Annotated in this window: 3 protein-coding genes and 1 pseudogene; 2 read left to right on the top strand and 2 right to left on the bottom strand. The window is 33.7% G+C overall.

The features are described 5' to 3' along the window. Positions 1–118: 118 nt before the first annotated feature. Positions 119–550: a hypothetical protein gene (locus tag AC1DSB_RS17920; RefSeq protein ID WP_477532610.1), complete on the bottom strand. Its 432-nt coding sequence runs from the start codon at positions 548–550 to the stop codon at positions 119–121. Positions 551–719: 169 nt separating this feature from the next. Here AC1DSB_RS17920 and AC1DSB_RS17915 point away from each other — a divergent pair. Next, a pseudogene (locus AC1DSB_RS17915) lies at positions 720–932 on the top strand (insertion element protein); the annotation flags it as partial. A 115-nt stretch (positions 933–1,047) separates the two neighbouring features. Then, a complete protein-coding gene (gene lepB / locus AC1DSB_RS17910; RefSeq protein WP_477587269.1) occupies positions 1,048–2,067 on the top strand; it encodes a signal peptidase I in 1,020 nt (339 codons plus the stop codon). Positions 2,068–2,155: 88 nt separating this feature from the next. Here lepB and AC1DSB_RS17905 read toward each other — a convergent pair. Next, on the bottom strand, positions 2,156–2,496 hold a 341-nt coding region (locus tag AC1DSB_RS17905), incomplete at its 5' end, for a hypothetical protein (protein WP_477587268.1).

Below are 2,496 nucleotides of genomic sequence, written 5' to 3'. Positions count from 1 at the left end.
CCACAATTAGGAAGTAAATCAACTTCATATCCATAAGAAGAAGCCACCTTGTAAAGGCAGCCGATTCTTCAACTAAAGCACCACGTTAGTTGAATAACCCGATATATAAATAGAGTTTTTATATTCTTAAGTCACCAATCTTATTTAGAACTGCCACAAATTTACCCCATATTTTTATACATTTATCACTTCTAATTAATTCATCAATGAACCAAAAAATGAAAGCAGATAAAACCGCGCTAACAAAGAAGAAATTATTCAATAAACTGATAAGTATATCTCTTTCATGCTCCGACAGTAGTGTTGGAATTATTACTAATAATGCACCCATAAATACATGAATAATGAAAGCCATAAACATTCGACTAAAACCTCTTAATCTTTTGGTAATTAAATCAGAAAATATTGAGGAAGGTGTTCCATATATTATTAGAATCGGTAGTAGGTATATCCCTAAAAAGAGACCCATCCCTAATTCTTCAAATGCTGAATAAATAATAGTCATAATTATACCAGCAGTTAAAGCAGAAACAATTTTCCTAATTAACAAAGTCCTCACTCCAATTCCTTTTAATTTATATTGAATTAATCTGCCCCGTTAGTTCAATAAAAAAGTGCCAACCTCGACTTGAAGTAAAGCACCCCTATTGTTTAATAATTTACATATATTAACTTATTCAATGGCATTCCGAAAAAGCCTTCTTGTTAAACTAATCTGCGAAAGACCCCTTGTTACTTCAAGAGGTGACGGGAAATCCTATATTTACGCCAACTTTAATCCGAGATACGCTCAAATGTCGGTAACGATTTTAAGAACGTATTATAACTTCTGTAAGGCTACTAAAACAAATGGAGTTAAAATGACACCTGCTCAACGATTAGGAATCACTGATAAAGTGTATTCTTGGGAAGATATTATATATAAACGTTAAAAAAACGCTGATTAGAGTTCAGCATTTTTTACTTATTATTGTTCACAGAATATTCTTTATTTTTAAGGTTCAAATGGATAATACTGGTATAATATAAGTAAAGGAGATGATGTAAGTGAAAAAATATTTACTGATTGGTGCGGCAGTATTATTAACTGCGTGTTCACCAGAGGCTGCTTCGAATGAAGTGGATACGATTACAGACAATGATACAAAACCAGAAGTCGAATTGGTAGAACCTCTTGAAAATTCATTGTTATTGGAATGGTATTCCGACAATATGGATAGAGGTGATCACGATTATGAAACATTGGCTCATCCCCGTTTAGTCGTTGATCCTGATGACAAGGAAATTAAACGCGGAGATGTTATTTACTTCAAATCACCGGACTTCACAATAGAAACAAATCCTGATTTCAATATGCCCGAGTATTACATTTCGAGAGTAGTTGGGTTACCAGGTGAAACCGTTGAAATAAAAGATGGGCAAGTCTTCATCGACGATAAAAAACTGGATACTTTCTATTCCAAATTATTACAGAGAGGAATGAATGAAAAGGAATATTTCGAAAAAGTGAAACCACCCAATAGAGTAAATGATGAAAATCATAGAGAATATTTTGCTACTACTATGAATCCTGTTAAAGTTGAGGAGAATACCGTATTTGTTTTATCTGACAACGGAGCTAGAGGTGTTGATAGCAGATATTTTGGTGTATTACCGATGGATAGCGTGGAAGGAAAAATTCTGGGATATTTAAGAACTGACTCAAAATCAACTGTAAAAACGAGAAATATAATTGATAAAAATTTTGTACTAAGCAATGCGGAAATAGAGTTAACCCAAGAAAATGTCAAAGAGATATTTGGTCAAGATTTTGTTTCGGGATTCGAGGGGAATATTGAAACTTGGATGTACGACAACGTTAAAAACAAATATAACTATGAACAAACTGTAAAAACGGTTGCATTTAAGGAAATTAAAGATGAGAACGTAAAATCCCAGCTATTTATTAACTTTAATGACGGCAAGGCTATTATGTATTCTTATTTTTATAAAGGCGATGACGGGAAAGTTTGGACGTATGTATTGAACCCAGATAAAACAATAACCGAAACAGCAGCAAGCAATTAATACCCAACGCCTAAAAGGGCGTTTTTTCTATGGAAAAAATGGCACGGATTATTGTTTTCTCAAATAAAACTACCGATCCATCTCGTATTCACCGAATATACATCGTTGATTTGACGGGCTTCTGGCGGTTTCGCTTTCCCAGTCCCATGAATAAATATCCAATCTGTCTTGAGGCTTTAGCCAAACAAAAAAGACCGTCTATGACGATCTTCTGTTCTTCAACTAAAGCACCCGTTAGTAGAACAAGAACTAAAGGCCTCTTCTCTTGATTAAAATGCAATAACTTATCTAATGGTATGTCTGATTCTTTAAAACCATATTTCGTTAACATCATTAGTTCTATCGCTTTTTCAGGGTTCTCTTGATAAATCTTTATAATTACTTCACAATGTGCCAATGCCAAGTGTTCTGTAAGCATTTGTGCAAATT

This window comes from Paenisporosarcina sp. P4_E4_2 (assembly GCF_056401595.1).
This window is presented reverse-complemented; position numbering and strand designations above follow the sequence as displayed.